This is a genomic window from uncultured Methylobacterium sp., assembly GCF_964251405.1.
In the GTDB taxonomy this organism is placed as follows: domain Bacteria; phylum Pseudomonadota; class Alphaproteobacteria; order Rhizobiales; family Beijerinckiaceae; genus Methylobacterium.
On sequence record NZ_CAXUJR010000058.1, the window covers coordinates 1 to 17,502 of the forward strand.

The 17,502-nt window shown below is 63.2% G+C and carries 13 protein-coding genes; 4 read left to right on the top strand and 9 right to left on the bottom strand.

Annotation, left to right across the window (positions count from 1 at the left end):
• Window positions 1–239: 239 nt before the first annotated feature.
• Window positions 240–635 (bottom strand): DUF6101 family protein, encoded by a 396-nt coding sequence (locus ACFE7U_RS11645; protein ID WP_375409908.1) that lies wholly within the window; start codon window positions 633–635, stop codon window positions 240–242.
• Between the two features lie 937 nt (window positions 636–1,572).
• On the opposite strand from ACFE7U_RS11645, the gene ACFE7U_RS11650 reads away from it, so the two are divergent.
• A complete protein-coding gene (locus ACFE7U_RS11650; protein ID WP_375409891.1) occupies window positions 1,573–2,598 on the top strand; it encodes a crotonase/enoyl-CoA hydratase family protein in 1,026 nt (341 codons plus the stop codon).
• On the opposite strand, the gene ACFE7U_RS11655 is transcribed toward ACFE7U_RS11650, so the two are convergent.
• From ACFE7U_RS11655 to ACFE7U_RS11680, 6 genes are all read right to left on the bottom strand, one after another.
• Window positions 2,578–4,926 (bottom strand): putative bifunctional diguanylate cyclase/phosphodiesterase, encoded by a 2,349-nt coding sequence (locus ACFE7U_RS11655; RefSeq protein WP_375409892.1) that lies wholly within the window; start codon window positions 4,924–4,926, stop codon window positions 2,578–2,580. The genes ACFE7U_RS11650 and ACFE7U_RS11655 overlap by 21 nt on opposite strands.
• 371 nt (window positions 4,927–5,297) lie before the next feature.
• Window positions 5,298–6,863, bottom strand: a complete 1,566-nt coding sequence (locus ACFE7U_RS11660) for a diguanylate cyclase domain-containing protein (protein ID WP_375409893.1) — start codon at window positions 6,861–6,863, stop codon at window positions 5,298–5,300.
• Window positions 6,864–8,012: 1,149 nt separating this feature from the next.
• Window positions 8,013–8,333: a helix-turn-helix domain-containing protein gene (locus tag ACFE7U_RS11665; RefSeq protein ID WP_375409894.1), complete on the bottom strand. Its 321-nt coding sequence runs from the start codon at window positions 8,331–8,333 to the stop codon at window positions 8,013–8,015.
• Window positions 8,334–8,507: 174 nt separating this feature from the next.
• Window positions 8,508–9,929 (bottom strand): glutathione-disulfide reductase, encoded by a 1,422-nt coding sequence (gor, locus tag ACFE7U_RS11670; protein WP_375409895.1) that lies wholly within the window; start codon window positions 9,927–9,929, stop codon window positions 8,508–8,510.
• Between the two features lie 98 nt (window positions 9,930–10,027).
• Window positions 10,028–10,285: a BrnA antitoxin family protein gene (locus ACFE7U_RS11675; protein WP_375409896.1), complete on the bottom strand. Its 258-nt coding sequence runs from the start codon at window positions 10,283–10,285 to the stop codon at window positions 10,028–10,030.
• A gap of 21 nt (window positions 10,286–10,306) precedes the next feature.
• Window positions 10,307–10,534, bottom strand: a complete 228-nt coding sequence (locus tag ACFE7U_RS11680) for a hypothetical protein (RefSeq protein ID WP_375409897.1) — start codon at window positions 10,532–10,534, stop codon at window positions 10,307–10,309.
• 50 nt (window positions 10,535–10,584) lie between these two features.
• On the opposite strand from ACFE7U_RS11680, the gene ACFE7U_RS11685 reads away from it, so the two are divergent.
• The 3 genes from ACFE7U_RS11685 to ACFE7U_RS11695 all read left to right on the top strand — a co-directional run bounded on the left by ACFE7U_RS11685 (window position 10,585) and on the right by ACFE7U_RS11695 (window position 13,637).
• Window positions 10,585–10,725 carry a hypothetical protein gene (locus tag ACFE7U_RS11685; protein WP_375409898.1) on the top strand — a complete coding sequence of 47 codons (141 nt, stop codon included), beginning with the start codon at window positions 10,585–10,587 and terminating at the stop codon, window positions 10,723–10,725.
• Window positions 10,726–10,976: 251 nt separating this feature from the next.
• Window positions 10,977–13,286 (top strand): FdhF/YdeP family oxidoreductase, encoded by a 2,310-nt coding sequence (locus ACFE7U_RS11690; protein ID WP_375409899.1) that lies wholly within the window; start codon window positions 10,977–10,979, stop codon window positions 13,284–13,286.
• A 51-nt stretch (window positions 13,287–13,337) separates the two neighbouring features.
• Complete coding sequence (locus ACFE7U_RS11695; RefSeq protein ID WP_375409900.1) at window positions 13,338–13,637, top strand: RNA polymerase sigma factor region1.1 domain-containing protein; 300 nt, start codon at window positions 13,338–13,340, stop codon at window positions 13,635–13,637.
• Window positions 13,638–13,681: 44 nt separating this feature from the next.
• Here the strand turns inward: ACFE7U_RS11695 and ACFE7U_RS11700 are convergent, their stop codons facing one another.
• Both ACFE7U_RS11700 and ACFE7U_RS11705 read right to left on the bottom strand, forming a co-directional pair.
• Window positions 13,682–15,190 (bottom strand): heme biosynthesis protein HemY, encoded by a 1,509-nt coding sequence (locus ACFE7U_RS11700; RefSeq protein ID WP_375409901.1) that lies wholly within the window; start codon window positions 15,188–15,190, stop codon window positions 13,682–13,684.
• Between the two features lie 150 nt (window positions 15,191–15,340).
• A complete protein-coding gene (locus ACFE7U_RS11705) occupies window positions 15,341–16,753 on the bottom strand; it encodes a COG4223 family protein (protein ID WP_375409902.1) in 1,413 nt (470 codons plus the stop codon).
• Window positions 16,754–17,502 lie beyond the last annotated feature (749 nt).

The following is a 17,502-nucleotide window of genomic DNA, read 5'->3' on the forward strand; positions in this document are numbered from 1 at the left end:
TGTTGCTGAGCGCTCTTGTCCGCAGGGCCGTTCCACATATGGCTTTGCGCCATGTAACCAAATGGCATGCCAGGTGCGCTGGGGCATACGATGCTAGAAAGCACAGTGCGCTACCTCAGCACTTTAGGGTCGCAACCGGACCTTGGCCTTTCGCCCCCAGCCAGGCGTTCCGCCTCCAACCCAATATCGCGTGCCCAGCTTCGACACGCGGCTGGGCACAAGCCCAATTTCTTGGTCTTTCACCCTTCGGGGCTGTCGCCAAAGCCGTTTGGCCGAGCAAATGCTTGGGAACCGATGACGCGTTGGGCAAGGAAGCGGGGGCGGCGGCCACTGAGGACGCTATGTCGACGCCTATGCGTGGTACCGAGCGCAACGCGGCCGAGCTGATGCGAGACAGCATGAAGGCGTCCATCGTCACAAACGATCATGCGCACCAAACTGCTCCTGGAAGCGACCGCGCGCCAGATAGCGACCACCTCATCGTCGAAATACGGGCCAAGCTGCGCGAGGACGACACTGTCCGCATCGACGAGAAGTAAGGCAAACGCCTCTTCACCATGACTGCCGACAAAATCGGTTGCAGCGGACAGCACCACACCGATTGGCTTCGATGCCCCTTGCATCTTGCCTATCATTGACAACCGAACGGTCACCAAGGCCGGAGAGAGGTTGGTGGTACAGTCCTGGATCGAAGCTTGCGATTGAGTGCTATCCACAGCAGGTCGCCCGTAGCTTGGCCTCCATCGGCAACATGACGAAAGCCAGTCCGGCACCCATGCCTCGGCAATTGACCGAAATTCTCGGCAAAATGAAGATGGGGTGCACTCCTCTGCTTCCGGTCCAGCGTGAATGTGAGCCACTCACAGCAGAGACCAGTGCGCTCAGTTGCAGGTTTTAATCGCAATGGTAATAAGGTACATTAACAAAAACGAAAGATGTCCACATCTTTGCAGCAACGCAAGTACCGCGTTTAGGGTATGTCTCCGTTCAGTACATCTATGCGAAGGTTCTTATCTGCCGGACCTGGTCGGCCGACCATGTGCCCGGGCTCGTATGAGACTACAGAGAGCCCTGAGGGAAAGCCGCGGTGCACAACGACATTTAGGCAGCCTCTAGCTTCCACGATAGTGAATCAGGCATCCAAAAAATTACACTGCCGACTCTAAGGACAACCGTGGACAACTAAATACGTCGCCTGATTTTCGTGCGGCGAGCATACTCGGGGCCAATTGCGTCCACGCACCCTAACAGGATTGCAATAGGCCACAGAGCGGGCTTGCACCGGGCGCTTGACGGTTTCAACTCGAGATCCGCGTGCTTATAAAGCTTTCGCTCAGCGACATGATGGAACCTCCGAAGACCTGCTTCGACACAAGGCTTGATAGGCTCCCTCATTGATAGCGCTCGCCCTGGGGGAGGGCAGCACGACAAGTACGATCGCCGAGACATCTATGTCACCGCAAAACTTAAAGTTAACCATTTTATAATTAACTGCCTGACTGCCTCTCCGACGACTGGTTTACCGAGAGCTTCTCACTTATGGTAAAGGTTCATTTAACGGAACCGGGCGACATGGCGTCTTTTCCAGATCTGAAAAAGGGTCCTGCGGATTTTCCCAACCCTATCTCAGCACTTCGCCGGCAAGGAAATATTAATCGACAAAGTGAAACGAGGGTTGCGGCACCAAACGGTTCCTCAGAGAACCATCTTCCCGTTGAACTGCAGCAGATCGAGGTAAACCTCGACGTGCCAAACGGTACACTTTGGGCTTTTATGCGGCCTGACGGTCGTCCGTGTCAGAATACCGGGATGCTGTCTGACTTTAAACAGCTTCAAGACAGCATGGAGAAAATTCATGCTGAAAACATAATAGATGTCAACTACTTTGTTTTTGGATCCCGCTTTCCTAAGGTTTTCAGTTTAGGCGGCGACTTGCACCTTTTTGCGAGTAAGATCCGGGAGAAAGATGAGGCGGCACTGATAGCCTACGGCAACTCCTGTGTTGAGGTACTTCATCGCAATATGAACGCCCTGAATATGCCACTTATAACAATCGGCTTAGTTCAAGGCGACGCACTTGGCGGCGGTTTTGAAGGACTACTCTCGTTCGATCTTATAATCGCCGAAAAAGGAACTAAGTTCGGATTTCCAGAGATATTGTTCGGACTCTTCCCAGGTATGGGAGCTTACAGTTTTCTCGCCAGACGCCTCGGACCTATTAAAGCCCAGGAGCTCATTCTGGGTGGCAAAACTTATACTGCCGAAGAAATGCATGAACTTGGGATTGTTCATATACTTGCCGAGCCTGGTCGAGGTGAAGCTGCAGTACGCTCGTATATCAGTGGTAATCGCCGTCGCCGGAATGGCCAACAGGGCATTTATCAAGCAGCCCGGGAGGTTGACCGAATATCCCTCGAGGAACTCCAGAGGATCGTCATTATTTGGGCTGCCACTGCGATGAAATTAACTGACAGAGACATTAGCGTCATGGAACGACTTATTTCAGCCCAAGACCGGCTAAGTCTGAAAGCGAAGCGGCTTAAGCATGAATATGATAAAGTCAGCGAGCTCGCAGCATTAGTTCGCAATTCTATGTAGCCTCATAGGTTCACTGATTATTCTTTGAATATTTACTGCCGAGGCTGGGCGGGCGAAAAGGTATCCTTGAACTAAGTCGCAGCCCACTTCTTTCAAGGTTTCAAGCTGCGCCTCCGTTTCTACACCCTCTACGACGATTACCATGTTAAGGCTTTTTCCCATGCTAACAATTGCGCGGATAATAGCGATGGATTCTTTATTTTTGTTCAAATCTATAACAAACGATCTATCAATCTTCAATTTATCAAACGCATATTTTCGTAGATAGCTCAAAGAAGAGTAACCTGTGCCAAAGTCATCAAGAGATAGACGGACTCCGAGTCCACGAAGGTTGTTTATAGTTTCAATAACCTTATGACTTGCGCCCAACGTCACACTTTCGGTAATCTCCAGCTCCAAGCGCTGCGCCGGCAAACCGGATTGCTCGAGCGCACGGACGACTTGAAAGGCGAGCTGAGCATCATTGAATTGTCGAGGCGATAAGTTGACGGCGACGCTAATATCCTGCGGCCACCTCTTTGCTTCCCGGCACGCTTCGTAGAGAACCCACGCTCCAAGTTGCAGAATAAGGCCAGTATCTTCGGCGATTGGGATAAACTCTGCCGGTGAAATATAGCCAACCAGCGGATGCTTCCATCTGAGCAGTGCTTCGCAGCTGACAGTTTTGCCAGATGACGGTTCTACGATTGGTTGGTAGTGAAGCTCAAACTCTCCATTCGTTAGCGCGCTTCTTAAGTCGGATTCAAGCACATGCCGTGCTCGCGTTGCTGCCTCGAGCTCATGTTGAAATACTCGGTAGCCACTCCTACCATCAGCTTTAGCTGCATAGAGTGCAATATCTGCACGCTTCAAGAGCTTGTCTTCGTCGGCAGCATGATCTGGCGCCATCGCTATTCCAATGGACGCACCGACAGTAACTGGCATCCCTTCAATCTCAAAAGGTTGCTCCAGTTCCTTGAGGATGCGTTGTGCGAGCTCTGCGGCTTGCGCAACTTTGGCAACAGAGCGCTGAATGATAACGAATTCATCCCCGCCAAGACGTGCGACCGAATGAGAGGCTTGCGATACATTACGCAATCGATCCGCAACCAGCTGCAGAAGTTTATCACCGGCAGGGTGGCCCATAGTGTCATTGATTGTCTTAAAATGGTCTAGGTCAAGCAGATGAACGGCAAACCCAACCGCATTATCATTGCTAACTTTCAGTGCTTCGGCCACTTTAGATCTGAAGCTGCTGCGATTTAGTAGGCCGGTTAAATCATCGTAACTGGCCATTTGCTGAATACGGTCTTCGTTTCGGCGCCGATCGGTTATGTCCTCAAAGATTATGACTGAACCTTTTTCATCGGTTTTACGCTGCATCAATGAAACTATACGGTCATTGGGCATTCTGACAACCAGCGTGCCCGACCTAAGCGCGTAACTAGCGTCACCGAACTTATGGCTTGAGGATTTACGCCAGGAAACATTTAAATCAATAGAAGCTCTACTTAGATCATATAGCCTTTTGACTGATATATTTGCGTGGATTAGTCCGGGGTTTATCCCTGACATTTTGACAAACTGCTCGTTCCAAACTTGAAGCTTTCCTTTCGCATCAAACATGCAGAGTCCGTGGGACATGTTTCGCAATGCGATATCAAACAGGTTAGCTTGCTCCCGGAATTTTTCTGCTAGAGCTTCCTTTTCTCTAGTTGTAACTAATGCTGATACAATTATTTCACGGGTGCTAAGTGTTATATCGATCATGCCATAAGCGAACAGAAGCGCTAAGATGCCGAGGGAAGCTCTCTCACCGTCTCCAGACATCAATAACCCGCCGGATAAGGGCATGGCTGACAACAAAACCTGGCCAATGGCTAACAATGGGCGGCCAGCATTACGCCCGGAGATGCCCGCTGCATAGCCGATTGTAAAAGTTGGAGTAATTACCTGAAGGGCAAGGTTTGATGATCTTGTTGTTATCAGGAATGAAAGTACACCCAGGGAAGCAGCAAATGCGTATGCGCCAATTGAGAAATAAGCCTCCCAATTCTCGTGGTGATTGCTCCTCTCGGCTTTCTTTTGAAAATAGATCCAGGCGAGCAATACCCGGCTTAGCCCGATAATTGTCACGGCTGCAGCGGCAATGGAAATTGTAGGATCATGCGACCAAAACGCAGCGGCGACCGCTACAATTGTGCCGGAGATAGCTCCTACGACCAGCGACGCAAACGGTTGATATAATCCGTCGACTAGTGATCGTCTTACCTCACGAGGAAGCGTGGCATCATTGGCAAGAGCGACCCTTAGTTTTCTATATAGTCCCACCCGTGCATGTCCTGCCATTTCGCCTTCGCCGCGACGCTTTGATCAGAAATAGGGCTTAAGCGTATTGGCTGATCGCATAGTAGCCGTAGGCGACTTGCAAAGGTATTGAGATTGATAGTTAATTTAGTTGAGGCTCATGGCGCTTCGGCCTTTTGCGTGTTCGAAAACCAGGATCGAGAAGGGGAGGCTCGCGGGCTACAGCCTGTGGTCGGAAGCTGTCTCGGCCTCAACGAGCGGTATGCTGTGGTCGACCCAACATCGGTAGTGCTGACCTACGTTGGCGGCACCGAGAAGTGAGAGGCGTCTGTGAACGCAAGCAAGGAGGTGCGCACGGCGGCGATGAAGAACGGCGTGTTTAGATGGCGACTGAGCTTGTCAGCCCCCGATAATTAGGCGGAACGCCATAAATCTACCCTGCCATTTCGGAAACTCCCTCCGACGCTAGCATTGTGGATCTTGACTTGGTTGCGTCCCTGCCGTTTGGCTTCGTACAGCGCGGCATCGGTCAGCGCGAACCACTCATCGGGCGTTTTAGTTGTCGGACCGGCAAGGTGCATCAAACCGGTGCTGACAGTCACTACGCCGTGTTCCTGGCCAGCGTGCGGAATGGCCTTGTCCGCCACCGCCTGTCGGATGTTCTCTGCGCACACAGCCGCTTCGTCTGCCTCCGTGCCGGTCAGGATGATCGCGAACTCCTCGCCGCCGATACGGCAGGCGAGAGCACCCTTGCCTGGCGCATGCCGCTGCAGGATACGCGCTACAGCCTTCAGCACCTGATCTCCGGCCGAATGCCCGTAGATGTCGTTGTAGCGCTTGAACTGGTCAGCATCGAGCAGAAGCAGGGCCGCCGGTCTTGAGCCACTTGCGCGGTGCGCTGCGGCTAGCGCCTCATCGAAACTTCGCCGGTTAGCAAGCCCGGTTAGACTGTCGGTTGCCGCTAAGCGCACGAGTTCCTGGTTAGCGGCAAACGCCTCCTTCTCGGCTCCCATGCGGCGGCGCAGCTCACCTTGCAGCCACAAGGACAGGATGGCCACGCCTGCGCACATGACCAACATGATGATCCCGAGCACCGTCGCCTTGGGGCGCCACTCGGCATCGATCGTCGCGGCGTCACGCTCAACGGTGACCCGCAGCGGCCAGTGACCGACACGTGTGAATGCATAGAGCCGCTCTACGCCGTCCATGGCGGAGCGCGCGACTAGCTGGCCACCTTCCTCCTGCATGAAGCGCTGCTCAGTCGGATCGCCCGACAAGTCGTGTCTTGGCACCAGGGTACTTGCCGGCGTGCGCACGATCAGCGTGCCATCGGCATGGAAGAGGTTGATGGCGCTGTCGGGCTCGACGTTGAGCCGTTCAAAGATCCTGGCAAAGTGGTCGACGTGTAATGTGCCGATGACGACGCCGGCAAAGGAGCCGTCCGCATAGGCCAGCCGACGGCTCAGCGGAACCACGACCTTGCCGCTGACGGCCGATGTCATGGGCCGCCCGACGAAGAGACCGACATCCTCGCGCGTGCGGTGGATCTGGAAGTAGGCCCGCTCGCTCGCGTTCAGCCGTCGGGGGATCAGGGCTTCGGAATCCAAGAAGGCTTGGCCTTGTTGGTCGAGGACGAAGATCGAGCCGAAGCCCTTCGCCGTCGCGGCTCGGTCGAAGAGAGCAAGCTGCCGAACTTCTGGGGAGACCCCTTCAAGATTCGGGTTCTGCAAGCCCTCAACGACCGCTTGAAGTGAGAGGTCATAGAGTTCGATGTCACGGTCAAGCGTGCGCTCGACGCTGCGCAGAAGTGTGTTCGCGCTCCGACCAGCCTGGCTCCAGGCATTCTCGCGCATGTGGAAGATGAGCCCCCCTGCCAACGTGCACAGAGCGACGAGCCCACCGACGGTGAACAGGAGGAGCACACGCAAGACGCGCTGTAGGCGAGCCGTCTGATGATGGTGCAGCCGGTTCAGCGGCATCGAGGTGGTCCATTCCATCCTTCGACTGGATGGTAGAGATCACTGCCTAAGATGGTGTTGCGATCGGCCGGCATATAAAGAGGCGCAAGGGAGCCGACCCTGTTTATAGCCAGCCGGTTTGGCGCCCGAGAGCAGGTAACCACCGACCGCATTCAAGCGTCAGCTCTACGAGGCGGCGTAAAGGCTGACAGGCGGAAAGCCACCCATCTTGGTCATACGTGCCGGTTCTAACAGGCTGCCCAGAAGCAGACGGTCTGAAGCTCTGAGAAGGGTCGTAAGCGGAAGGTCCGCTTTTTGGGAGCATGACCAACGTCCGCTACCGGCGCACATTGGAAAATTGAGGAACGCTTCAAACGCCGTGGGCTCGTTTTCAGAGCAATAGCCGGGCTTGCGTTACGTATTTGCTACGCGGACCATCACTTGCCATGTAAATTATCGCCGCAAGTGCCCAGAATGCATCGACAATCTTCATCTGCAGCAGGTCATTACAAATCAGCGGGTCCAAGGTTCGAACCCTTGTGCACCCACCAAATTCCCAAAAGACCGATCGTGATGCCTTGCAACCGCGATCCCCGTGCCGGATCCGCGGCCTGCATGATGCAAGCCCACGAGATCGGCGGCACCCCTGCCTCACGCCCGTCGGCCCGGATCGAGCGGCACTCAAGCCGTCCACGCAGCCTTACTTCATGAGGTTGTCGTCGAGGATCTTACTGAGATCGGCGCAAATCCTGTTGATCGGCCACCTTTCCGATCTTGCGCGGTAAGCTCAGACACGCGCCAAAGCCGCCGAGTGACCCGAGGCCGAAGTGCAGCCGATGATGATGCTTCCCAGGGACATCAGCACCCATTGGGCCTGAAGCAAGATCGAGGCCCTGCGGAGATACGGGACGGCATCGTTCTGATCGAGCATCAAGAAGCGCTGTCCTCGGTCGAGTCTGGTGTGGGCGAGGGAGTGACGGACTTGCCAGCGGCGCGCACGGTCCCGGCCGTCGACGTCACCCTCGCGGCGCTGACCTTCGAATCCGTGCTACGCGATGCCACCGGGCCACTGGCCGGGCCATCGCGGTCGATGCGGCCTGGCCGGCCCCGGGACAGACGGAGATCGTCTTCAACTGAAGGCGCATCGCGTAGCCGCCAACCCTTTTAGGGCTACTTGGCAGCGTCCGGCGCGGCGTCCGTCTTGAACAGGATGCCGTGGGTAATCGGATCGTAGAATCGCATCAGGTCGCGAACGAACACGCTCGGATCGACGCCGAGCGCGCTGGCCCAGGAGAGGTAGCGGTCCGGCGGGACGCGGCCGCGACCGGTCTCGATCTGCGAGACCAGGGTGTAGTATTCCGCGCCGATGAGGATCGCCATCTGCCTCTGCGAGAGCCCGCGGGCCTCGCGCAAGTCACGCAGCCAGCGGCCGCCCTCCCGGCGCAAGTCCTGCACCTCCTCCGTCGCTAGGCGCTGCTGATTCCCGTACATCTCATGGCCGATCCGGTTCCGTGGCCCCCATGTGGGAGCCGACGCTGTATAGTGTTTGCTATATAGCAGGTTCACGCTTGTCAATTCGCCACAATGGGCAAACCCCGGAAATTACGGAGGATTTCTCGTCGCAGGGTCCCGAAAGCGTTGTCGCGGGAGCCGAGATCCGCCGGTCTAGCCGACGCCCTCCGGCCTCTTCGTCACCGCCGGAACCCGCATCGTCACGAGTTCCTCGCCGGCCGTCGGATGGACCGCGATGGTACGGTCGAAATCGGCCTTGGTGGCGCCCATGGTTACCGCGATGCCCACCGCCTGGATCATCTCGCCGGCATCGTGGCCGAGGATATGGACGCCCACCACCCGGTCCGTGTCCGCGTCGACGATGACCTTCATGAGCATCCGCTCCTCGCGGCCCGACAGGGTCGCCTTCATCGGGCGGAAGCACGAACGGTAGACGTCGAGGGCGCCGCAGCGGGCGCGGGCCTCGGCCTCGGTGAGGCCGACCGTGCCGATCTCCGGCGTCGAGAACACCGCCGTGGGAATCAGCCCGTGGTCCACGCTCCAGGGCTTGCCCCCGAACACCGAGTCGGCGAAGGCGTGGCCTTCGCGGATGGCGATCGGCGTGAGGTTGGCGCGGTTGGTGACGTCGCCGACGGCGTAGATCGACGGCACGCAGGTTCGCGAGAACGCGTCCACCGGAATGGCGCCCGCCCCGTCGAGGTCGATCCCTACCGTATCGAGGCCGAGCCCCGCGACGTTCGGCGTCCGGCCGGTGGCGACCAGCACCTGGTCGGCCTCGATCGTGGCGCCGTCGTCGAGGGTCGCGACGATGCCGCCGGGGCCGCGCGCCAGGCGCGACAGGCTGCGGCCGAGCCGCAGGTCCATGCGACGGCCATAGGCCTCGGCGAGGCCGTCGCGGATCTCGTCGTCGAAGCCGGTGAGGAGGCGCTCGCCGCGGTGCAGGAGAGTGGTCCGGCTGCCGAGGTTGGCGAAGATCCCGGCGAACTCCACCGCGATGTAGCCGCCGCCCACCACGAGGATGCGGTCGGGCCGGGTCTCGAGTTCGAACACCTCGTTCGAGGAGATGGCGAGGTCCATGCCGGGGACGTCCGGCCGCATCACCGGATGGCCGCCCGTGGCGATGAGGATGTGACGCGCCCGCACCCGCTTTCCGCTGCGGACGAGTCGGACCGCATGGGGACCCTCGATCACCGCCCGCTGCGGCTCCACGTCGACGCCGGCGCGCATGAGGTTGGTGTCGTAGATCGCCTCCAAGCGGGTGACCTCGGCATCCCGCCGCACCCTCATGGCATTCCAGTCGAAGCGCGGCTCGGGCACGGTCCAGCCGAAGCCGGCGGCGTCCTCGAACTCCTCGGCGAAACGGCCGGCATAGACCATCAGCTTCTTCGGCACGCAGCCGCGGATCACGCAGGTGCCGCCGACGCGGTACTCCTCCGCGAGCTGCACCCGCGCCCCATGCCCCGCCGCGATCCGCGCCGCCCGCACGCCGCCCGATCCGCCGCCGATCACGAAGAGGTCGACGTCGAACTCCTCGTCGGTATCTGGGCGGGCGGCGGGGCCTGTGACGTCGAGCATGCGGCGATCTCTGCGTTGCGGCATCGTCCATCGCGCCGATGGCGCCCGCGATCAAGCGCGACCCGTGGTCTCCGCCGGGATGGGCGAGGCGCCGGGGCCTACAGGCCGGTCGCTGCCTTCAGGGCGGCGTTGAGCCGGTCCTGCCAGCCCGGGCCGTCCTTCTGGAAGTGCTCGAGCACGGCGCGGTCGATGCGCAGGGTCACCATCTCCCGGGCGCCGGGGGCAGGCGCGGGCCCGCTGGCCGGGGCGACGACGGCGGCGGGTGCGGCCTCCACCGACTTGGTGGTCGCGGCCTTGAAGGCGGCCTCGGCGGCCTGCCGCGGGTCGCTGGGACGTCGGGTGCGATCGAATGCCATCGCGATCTCCTCAATGGCCCGTCAGGACCGCTTGCGCTTGGGCGGTGGCGGGGGGGCGGCGGCCTTGGCTTCGGCATCGGCCGCTTCCTTGGCGAGCCGCAGGGCGCGCAGCTTCACGGTGCGGTCGTCCACCGCCTTCACGGAGGCGAGGTGCTCGGCCATCGCCTGGGCGCCTTCCTTGGCCATGCGCTCGGCGCGTTCGGCGCGCTCCTCGGAACGGGTCCTGGCGTCGGTCTCGTCGCTCATCATGGTCCTTCCTCAATGCCTCTCGTCGATCGCGCGCAGAGGCGCGAAGCCCGGTGAAACTCACCCAGATCGGCGGATGGCCGAACGTCCAAAGGATGCTCGCCGGGGTCGCGAGCCGGGACGGCGCGGCGGGGGAGGCGGTCCACACACCCTTGCCGCACACCCTGGCGCAGATCGACTTCGGGCGGGGGTGAGTGGGGAATAGCACACCGGCGGACGGAAAGGCCAATGATCCCAGCGCCCCGGCGAGCCTTATCCTCACGATACGCCGCCCGATCCAAGTTTTCGGCAGTCGAGGAGCCTGCGCCGGGCGAGTTTTGCCACGATCACCGGTCAAGTGACGACCATCCGACGCGGGCCGCTTGCGGAACACCCTCTTCCGAACGCGGTTTGCCTGCTGCCGATTTTTTGGCCGGAAGTCCCTTTATCTCAGCCGGAAATCCCCATGACCGACAAGATGGCCGAGCCGATCATCGAACCTTACGACGGCCCGGCGGGCGGCTGGGGTTCGGCGGGCTCCCTGGCCGAGATCCTCACGCGCGAGCAGATCCCGGTCTCGGGCGCGGCCCTGCTCATGAAGCAGAACAAGCCGGACGGCTTCATGTGCGTCTCCTGCGCCTGGTCGAAGCCGGCAAAGCCGAGCGCCTTCGAATATTGCGAGAACGGCGCCAAAGCCACGGCCTGGGAGCAGACAGCCAAGCGCGTCGGGCCGGACTTCTTTGCCCGGCACACGATCGGCGAACTCCTGACCTGGACGGACTACGCGCTCGAAGAGAAGGGCCGTCTCACCCATCCGATGCGCTACGACCGCGCGAGCGAACGCTACGTGCCGGTTGCCTGGGCCGATGCCTTCGCGGAGATCGGGCGCGAGCTGCGCGGGCTCGATCCGACTTCGGCCGTCTTCTACACCTCGGGCCGGGCCTCGCTCGAAACCTCGTACATGTATGGGCTGCTCGCGCGGATCTACGGCACCAACAACCTCCCCGATTCCTCCAACATGTGCCACGAGCCGACCTCGGTCGGACTGAAAGCCTCGATCGGCGTCGCCGTCGGCACGACGGTGCTGGAGGATTTCGAGAGCACCGACCTCATCCTGTTCTTCGGCCAGAACGTCGGCTCGAACGCGCCGCGGATGCTGCATCCGCTGCAGGACGCACGGCGCCGGCGCGTGCCCATCATCACCTTCAACCCGTTGCGCGAGCGCGGGCTTGAGCGCTTCACCAACCCGCAATCGGTGGTGGAGATGGCGACGCGGACCTCGACTGAGATCTCGACCCAGTACCTTCAGGTCAAAGCCGGCGGCGACATCGCGGCGATCACCGGGATGTGCAAGTGGCTGATCGCCGCCGACCGCGAGGCCAAGCTCGTCGGCCGGCCGCGCATTCTCGACGCCGCGTTCATCGCCGAGCACACCCACGGCGTCGAGGACTTCGTCGCGTTCTGCGATGGTCAGGACTGGGCCGCCCTGGAGGCGAAATCTGGGCTCACCCGGCAGGCCATCGAGACGGCGGCGGCGACCTACGCCCGGGCGCGGTCGGTCATCGGCGTCTACGGGATGGGGCTGACCCAGCACCGCAAGGGCACCGAGGCGGTGCAGATGCTCGTCAACCTCATGCTCCTGCGCGGCAATATCGGCCGTCCGGGAGCGGGATTGTGCCCCGTGCGCGGGCATTCCAACGTGCAGGGCCAGCGCACGGTCGGCATCACCGAGAAGCCCGAGCTCGCTCCCCTCGATAGGCTCAAGGACCTCTACGGCTTCGAGCCGCCGCGCGAAAAGGGGCTCAACACGGTCGAAGCCTGCGAGGGCATCGTGAGCGGCGAGGTGAAGGCCTTCATCGGCCTCGGCGGCAACTTCGTGCGCGCCATCCCCGACACGGTCCGGATGGAAGAGGCGTGGCGCCGCATGCGCCTCACCGTGCAGATCGCGACGAAGCTCAACCGCTCCCACCTCGTCAACGGCGCGGTGGCCTACCTCCTGCCGTGCCTGGGCCGGATCGAGATCGACGCGCAGGCGAGCGGGCCGCAAGCCGTCTCGATGGAGGATTCGACCTCCTGCTTCCACGGCTCTCGCGGCGTCACGAAGCCGGTCAGCGCGGAGGTGCGCTCCGAGCCCTGGATCGTCGCGGAACTGGCCAAAGCCACGCTCGACCCGAACCCGAAGCTCGACTGGGATGCCTGGGTCGGCGACTACGCCCGTGTTCGCGATGCGATCGAGGCGACCTACCCGGATGTCTTCAAGGACCTCAACGGCCGCATGTTCGAGCCCGGAGGCCTGCACAAGCCCCTGGCGGCTCGCGAGCGGCGCTGGGACACGCAGACCGGCAAGGCGAACTTCGCGGCACCGGCGGGGCTGAACGAGGACCCCGACATGCCCAAGCGCCATGCCGACGTCCTCGACCTCATCACGCTGCGCTCCAACGACCAGTTCAACACCACGATCTACGGCTACGACGACCGCTTCCGCGGCGTGAAGGGCACCCGGATGATCCTGTTCATGAACGCCGACGACATCGACCGCCTGGGGTTGAGGGACGCCCAGACGGTCGACCTCGCCACGGAAGCCGATGACGGATTCGAGCGTGTGGTGCGGGGCCTACGGATCGTGAAATACGAGATCCCGCCCGGCAATTGCGGCGGCTATTACCCCGAGCTGAACCCGCTCATCCCGCTCTGGCATTACGACCAGCAGGCCAAGACGCCGGCCGCCAAGGCGATCCCGGTCCGCATCGTCCGTGCGACCCCGCCCGCCACGTGATCCCTCGACCGATCCCTCGACGCGGCGTCGTGGCGACCCATAAACAGGCCCATGGATCATCAAGACGACGCACATGACAGGCGGCAGGAGATCATCGATCGCCTCCTCGCCCAAGCCCTGCAGCCCGCGAGCGCCCTACGCCTGCCCAGCCACGATGCGCTGCCCGACGACATGCGCAGAACGGTCGACGAGCTTCTGGCCAAGGTCGACGCGCAGAAGAGGCGTCGGTTGACCTACGACGACCTGGAACAGGCCCTGCCGCACCGGGACGTCACCGCGGAGGATCTGGAGGCGATCTTCTGGATCCTGTCCGAGCACGGCATCGCGATCGAGGACGGCGACGTTCCGTAAGGCCTCATCACGAGGCGAGGGTCGCGATGGACGCGAACCCCCGATCAGGCCGCCGTCGAGGGTTTCGCCGCGGCTGTCTCCGAGGGATGCGGAAGGACCACCGGGATCGCGGTGCCGGCCGACATGGGCCCATCCATCTTCGATCTCGGCATGGGGGCTGGCGACGGAGCCGGTTCCGGAACCGGCACGGCCGGAGAGGCGGCCGGCAGGACGAGGTCCGGGGACCGATCCTCGGACGGATGCTCGTCCGTCTCGGTGGGGGACGCCAGGACGTCGGTCGGGGTCTTCCAGACGAAGGCGTCGAGGCGCCCGGTCACCGGTGAGACCGGACCCCAGGTCTCGGAAGCGACGCCGTCGGCGATCCAGAGCGGGTCCCGACGAGCCCGTGTCGCCCGGGACAGCCACTCGCGGGCGCGGCCGGAGGCGGCGCCGTGCTCGACCTCCTCGATCCGCGCCATGGCGAGGCAGGCCCGCACCGTCGGCTGGTCCGCCAGCAACGGCGCCAGCGTCTCCCGCGCCTTGGCGAAGTCCTTGGCGTCGAAGGCGGCCTGAACGACCGCGAGGCGGCCTTCCGGGTCCCAGGAGGACATTCGGGCAAGCGTCTCGGCACGGGACATGCGGTCGCGCACGGAATCCCCGGTGCGCAGGTTGAGGTAGGTCTTGGCGAGATCCGGATGCGGGTTCGCGCGCCAGGCCGCCTCCACGATCTTGGCGGCTTTCTTGAGATCGCCGCGGCGGGCGAGGAGGCGCCCGGCCAGGGACGCTGCCGGAACGAGCTCGGGCGCCAGCTTGACGGCCTGCAGGACGCGCTCCGTAGCGGCCTCGGGTTCGCCGGCCTCGCGGGTCTGCGCGGCGGCAGTGAGGAGCACGGCGCGCTGGCGGCGGGACGCCGACTTGTCGAGGAGGCCCAGGGCCGCGCGACGCTCGACGGTCTCGGTGGCCGCCCCCCAATCGCCGTCGGCGCACTGGGCTTCGAGCACGGCCTCGTTGGCCCAGGTCACGCTGGGAGCGAGCCGCGCGGCTTCCGCGGCATAGGCACGGGCGGCGGTCTCGTCGGAGCGGCGGCGGGCCTCCACGAACAGGCCGCGCAGGCCGAGCACGCGGGTCTCCGGGTCGTTGACCATGCGCTGGAAGGCGTGCTCGGCGGCCTCGCGGTCTCCGGAGATCTGGGCCGCCTGCGCCTTGAGCAGCAGGGCGAGGGGCTCGGCCCCGAGAAGCCGCTCGGCATCGCCGGCATGGCGCTTGGCGGCCAGCGGATCGCCCGAGCCGACCGCGACCATGCCGCGGGACAGGGCCGAGTATCCCTTGGCCCGGCGACGGTCGCGCGAACCGCGCACCAGCGTCTCGGGCAGGGTGATCACCCCGCGCACGATCGCCCAGACGAATCCGATGACGATGGCCGTGATGAGGACGCCGATCAGCGCGATGGCGAGGCTGGTTGCCACCTCATAGCCGTTCCAGACGATGGTGACGGAGCCGGGACGGTCGGCGATCCAGACCGCGGCGAAGGCGGCGATCGCGAGAAGGGCCAGGAAGGCGAGGGCACGCCACATGAGATCAGAAACTCCTGGTCGCGATGCCGCCCGGGCGGACATCGCTGGAATCGGAAGCCGGGGACGCGTGCGGCCCCTGCAGGACGATTGGCCCGGCACGGGCTGTCATCAACACGACGGTCACGCGTGCCGAACCGGATGGACGGTCGCTCAACGCGCTGGCGCCTGGCGAGTCGGCGCTGAGACGGAGAGGCCCTTGAACGCGTCCGACAGCAGCCCTTGGGCGGCCTCGCCGGCCGCCGCCCGCGAAGCGAGCTTGGTGCCGAACTCGCCGGCCTCGGCCCGCAGCGGATCGGGCAGGGCGGCGAAGGCCTTGGCCGCCTCGCCGATCGCCCCCCGGTCGAGGGCGGCCTGGATCTCGATGAGGGGATCGGCGCCCTGCGCCTTCTCGGCGGCGGGCGCGTCGACCTTTCGGACCTGGATGATCGAATCCGCCATGCTCATGAAGCGCTGGGTGATGTCCCCGGACTCGGCGACCGTGCGCGCCTGCGCGGCCTTCCGGCTCGCCGCGATGCGCTCGGCGATCGTCCGGAACTCGGCTGCGAGGGACGGCGCCGTGGGAGCGCCCTTGTCGGCGAACACGGCGACCGCGGTCAGCCTTGCCGGATCGCCGGGTTCGAGGTTGCGCAGGGAGGTCAGGGCGTCGGAATACGGCGCACCGATCGACAGCGCGGTGGCGATGCGGTCGGCCGAGACGACGCGCAGCGCGGCCTGCACCGTGCCGGTCTCGGCGCGCTCCGATACCGCCTTGTCGAGGCCCGCGATCCGGTCGGCCTGGGTCTGGATCTGTCGTGCGACTGCCTTGGCGGCCTCTTCGGCCTGGGTCTTGTTGGCCTCGACCGACTGGCGGCTCGCCTCCGTGGCGGTCTGGACCGCCTCGGTCGCCGCCTTCACGCGCTCGTCGAGGCTTGCCTGAAGCGCCGCGAGTTTCTGCGTCAGCGCCTGGTCGGCCTCGGCATTCGCCTTGGTCCTGCTCTCGATCTCGCCCTGGAGCGCGGTCAGCTTGGGCCCGAGACCCGCGTTCGGATCGGGCGCGTCGGCGGGCTTGGCAGCATTCTCGACCTTGCCATCGATCCTGCCTTCGAGGGCCACGAGGCGCTCGTCGAGCTTGGCGATCTGATCGGGCGGGGCGCCGCCTTGGGTCAGGGGAACCTTGGCGTCCGCGGTCTGGTCGCGGCCGGGCTCTTCCTGCAGGGCCGCCATCCGCTGGTCGAGGGCGTCGAGCCGGGCCGCGAGATCGGCCGGCAGGGCGGCGGGTGCGGGGGAAGCCGCGCCGTCGGCCGTCGCAGCAGGCGCGGCACCGGTCTTCTCCAGGGCTTCGCGCGCCGCGGCTTCCGCCTTGCGTACGGCCTCCGGCAAGGGCTTCAGGGCCGCCTCGTTCCCGGCGACGCGGGTGTCGAGGCTCGCCAGGGCATCGCGGGAGGCCAGTGTGCCGACGGTTCGGTCGAGGGCCGTGAGGCGCCCCGCGAGATCGCCGGTCTGGCTCGGAAGGACGCCTGCGCGCTCCACAGCGAACAGCAGGCCCGCACCGAGGACGCCGCCGAGCAGGCCGGCTGCGGCCACCGATCCGAAGCCTGCCCCACCGTTCCTGGGCTGCGTCGCGTTAGGCTGCGGATCCGACGGACGAGCCTTCGCGTCCGTGGAGGACGGAGAGGCTGACGAAGGCTGTGGACCGGAAGCAGTCTTGGGACCCGTCGCCGAAGGGATCGGCGACGCCTTCTCGGCGGCCTCGCGCCGGGCGGTCTCGGCCGGATCCGGAATGCGCCGTGCCTTGAGGTCGATGATCGGCCCGTCCGCCGGAGCGTTGGTGCTGCGTGAGCCGGACGAGAAGCCGGTCGCCTTGGGAGGCTCGGTTCTCGACGCCTCACCCCTGGTCGCGTCGGGCTTGGCCGCATCGACCTTCGGAGCTTCGGTGCGTCCAGGTTCGGTCCCGACGCCCTTCGCTGGGTCCGGCGCCCCGGCCTTGGTCGGTTCCGGCTTCGGAATGTCGGGCTTGCCGAGGTCGGGTCTCGAAAGGTCCGGCTTGACCGGGCTGGCAGCGGATGGTCCGGCCTTCGGCGCCGAAGGGATGTCCTTCCCCAGCTCGGCTTTCGGGGGTTCGGTCGTCGTGGTGCCTGTCTTCAGATCGTCCGGCCTGGCGGGCTGAGATGTCGCGGCACCGGGCGCGCCCGCACCTGGCGGCAGAGGCGGCTTTGCGGAGGTCGCGACCGGGTCGATGGGCTTTGCGGGCTCGCTCTTGTTCGTGGGATCACTCTTTGCGGCAGGGCCGGGGGGCGTTTGCGGCGACGTGGTAGGGGCGGCGCCGGACGTGT